Source organism: Microcystis sp. M53598_WE2 (assembly GCF_030067735.1).
In the GTDB taxonomy this organism is placed as follows: domain Bacteria; phylum Cyanobacteriota; class Cyanobacteriia; order Cyanobacteriales; family Microcystaceae; genus Microcystis; species Microcystis aeruginosa.
In genome coordinates, this window is record NZ_JASJFE010000059.1 from 1 (window position 1) to 3538 (window position 3538).

Consider the following 3538-nt stretch of genomic DNA (forward strand, 5'->3'; position numbering starts at 1 on the left):
GTAATTGACCCCCTCAAAATCGGTAAAACCCTACACCCCACACCCCACACCCCACACCCCACACCCCACACCCTGTCCCCACGAAAAACTTTTTGCCGCAAACCCTAACTAAAAACCGAGTGCCGATCACTAAAAAATGACTTTTGCCTCCGTTATTCGCAACATTGAAAAATCGCCATTAACTGCCGAACTTATCCAAAAACTGGAGAAAAATGGCAATTTAACCCTAACTGGCCTTGCCCGCTTACCGAAAGGATTAATAAGCACAGCTTTCGCCCGTTGTCAAGGAAAAAATCTTTTAATTATCTGTGCCAATCTGGAAGAAGCGGCACGTTGGGCGGCACAATTAGAAGCGATGACGTGGAAAGGTGTTTTCTTTTATCCCACCTCGGAAGCTTGCCCCTACGAGACATTTAATCGGGAATCCGAGATGATTTGGGGACAGATGCAGGTATTATCGGCAATCAGTCATCAAGAGGCCGGAATTGCGATCGTTACCACCGAAAAGGCCCTGCAGCCCCATTTACCCCCTAGAGAGGTTTTCGAGCAATATAGCGATAATTTTGCGGTAGGAAGGGTTATAGAAGGCAAAAACCTCGATCTAACCCTAGCTAGATTAGGATATCAAAGGGTTTCACTGGTAGAAACCGAAGGGCAATGGAGTCGTCGCGGCGATATCGTTGATATTTTCCCAGTTTCGGCAGAATTACCGGTCAGGTTAGAATTTTTCGGCGATGAATTGGAAAAATTGCGAGAATTTGACCCTGCCACCCAAAGATCCCTCGATTCTATCCCCAATCTGCTTCTTACTCCCACTAGCTTCGCGGCGATGATTGCCCCTTCTCTCCCCCCGACAGTGGCCGATTATTTGGAGGCTGAAGAGCGAGAAAAATTGGCTAATGGCATTTATCCAGAGGGAATTGAGCGATTTTTAGGCTTTTCCTTCCGTCAACCTGCTTCTTTATTGGATTATCTCCCCGAAAATACCCTTATTGCCTTTGATGAACTGGAAAGCTGTCAAGCTAGAAGCGATCGCTGGATAGAATATATTGGGGAACGCTGGCAAGAGATAGAACCAGCTTTACCGCAAATTCACCGTTCTTTTGGCGAATCTCTGCAAATATCGGCCAAATTTCCCCATCTCTACCTCTCAGAAATAGACGATCACCTGTCCGAAAATCGCCTTAATCTCTCCAGTCGTCCAATTCCCACCAATCCGGGGCAATTCGCCAAACTAGCGGAAATTTTACGGGGAAAAAGAGAGATTTATAGCGGTATTAAAGTAAATAAGTACGCTACATGGTTAATATCTGCCCAACCCTCCCGCACAGTCTCGTTATTACAGGAACACGACTGCCCGGCCCAATTTATCCCCAATCCCCTCGATTTTGGGGCGATCGAGCGCTTAATCATTCAAAACACCGCTACAGCCCTAAAATACTCAGGATTAGCTGAATTAGAAGGTTTTATCCTACCCACCTATCGCATAGTCGTCGTTACTGATCGAGAGTTCTTCGGACAACATCTTTTAAATACTGCCGGTTACGTCCGCAAACGTCGGCAAGCAGCCTCGGTACAGGTGGACGTGAACAAACTCCGTCCCCTCGATTTTGTAGTACATAAACACCATGGCATCGGACAGTTTATCAAACTAGAAAAGCAGGAAAGCACAATTAGCGGAGTAGTGCAAGGTCGAGATTATCTAGTTATTAAGTATGCCGATGGATTATTGCGGGTTCCTGCCGATTCTGTTGATAATCTCTCCCGTTATCGTCATACAGGTAATCAAGAGCCAGAATTACATAAAATCTCTGGCAAAGCGTGGGAAGCGACGAAAGCCCGCGTCAGGAAGTCGGTTAAGAAGTTAGCGGTTGATTTAATCAATATTTACGCCCAACGCGCCCAAAAATCGGGTTTTGCCTATCCGATGGATAATCCCTGGCAGCGGGAGTTAGAGGATTCTTTTCCCTACCAACCCACTGCTGATCAACTGAAAGCAATACAGGATGTGAAACGGGATTTAGAAAGCGATCGCCCGATGGATCGATTAGTCTGTGGGGATGTGGGTTTTGGTAAGACAGAAGTGGCGATTCGTGCTATTTTTAAAGCTGTCACCACGGGTCATAAACAGGTGGCTTTATTAGCACCAACAACGATTTTAACCCAACAACATTATCACACCCTGAAAGAACGTTTTGCTCCCTATCCCATTAATGTGGGTTTATTAAATCGTTTTCGCACCAATTCCGAGAAAAAAGATATCGTCCAGCGCTTGAAAACGGGGGAATTGGATATAGTGGTGGGGACGCAGTTGTTATTGAGTAAAGCGGTGGAGTTTAAAGATTTAGGGTTATTGGTAATTGATGAAGAACAGCGTTTTGGGGTCAATCAAAAGGAGAAAATTAAGGCTTTTAAAAGTAATATTGATGTATTGACCTTGAGTGCGACACCGATTCCCCGGACTCTTTATATGTCCCTTTCTGGGGTGCGAGAAATGAGTTTAATTACCACACCCCCTCCCTCTCGTCGTCCCATCCAGACCCACCTTTCCAGTTATAATTCTGATGTGATTAGAACGGCAATTCGCAATGAATTGGATCGGGGGGGACAGATTTTTTATGTAGTACCAAGAATCGAGGGAATTGAAGAAAAAGCGGCAGCAATTCAAGGGATGATTCCGGGTGCTAGAATTGCCATCGGCCACGGTCGTATGGATGAGTCCGAATTAGAGACCACCATGTTAGCTTTTAATAATGGGGAAGCGGATATCTTAGTCTGTACGACTATTGTAGAGTCGGGGTTAGATATTCCCAGAGTTAACACGATTATCATTGAAGATGCCCAAAAATTCGGTTTAGCGCAACTCTATCAACTGCGGGGACGGGTGGGGCGATCGGGAGTACAAGCGCACGCTTGGTTACTTTATCCAGCCAAGGCAGAACTAACAGAAACCGCTCGGGAAAGATTAAAGGCAATTCAAGAATTTACCCAGTTAGGATCGGGGTATCAATTAGCGACTAGGGATCTGGAAATTCGCGGTGCGGGTAACTTATTAGGTGCGGAACAATCGGGACAAATGGAAGCGATTGGTTTTGATCTATATATGGAAATGTTACAGGAAGCTTTGCGGGAAATTCAAGGTCAAGAAATTCCTCAAGTGGAGGATACCCAAATCGATCTGAAATTAACTGCATTTATTCCTAACGATTATATATCCGATCTGGAGCAGAAAATGGATGTCTATCGGGCGATCGCTACTGCTAATTCTCAGAAAACTTTAGGACAAATTGCCGCCGATTTAGTCGATAGATACGGGGCAATTCCTGCACCGGTGGCACAATTATTTAAGGTAATCGAGTTAAAACATCTGGCTAAATCCCTCGGTTTTTCGCGAATTAAACCCGATGGAAAACAGCATATTATTCTAGAAACTCCCATGGAAGAACCAGCGTGGAAATTATTACAAGAACACCTACCCCAACATATACAATCACGCTTTGTTTATAGTCCCAAACAGGTGACGGTTAGGGGTTTAGGA

At 45.1% G+C, this 3538-nt stretch carries 1 protein-coding gene; it reads left to right on the forward strand.

Annotated elements, in window-relative coordinates:
* Window positions 1–136: 136 nt before the first annotated feature.
* On the forward strand, window positions 137–3538 hold a 3402-nt coding region (gene mfd / locus PX636_RS01425; protein WP_288115994.1), incomplete at its 3' end, for a transcription-repair coupling factor.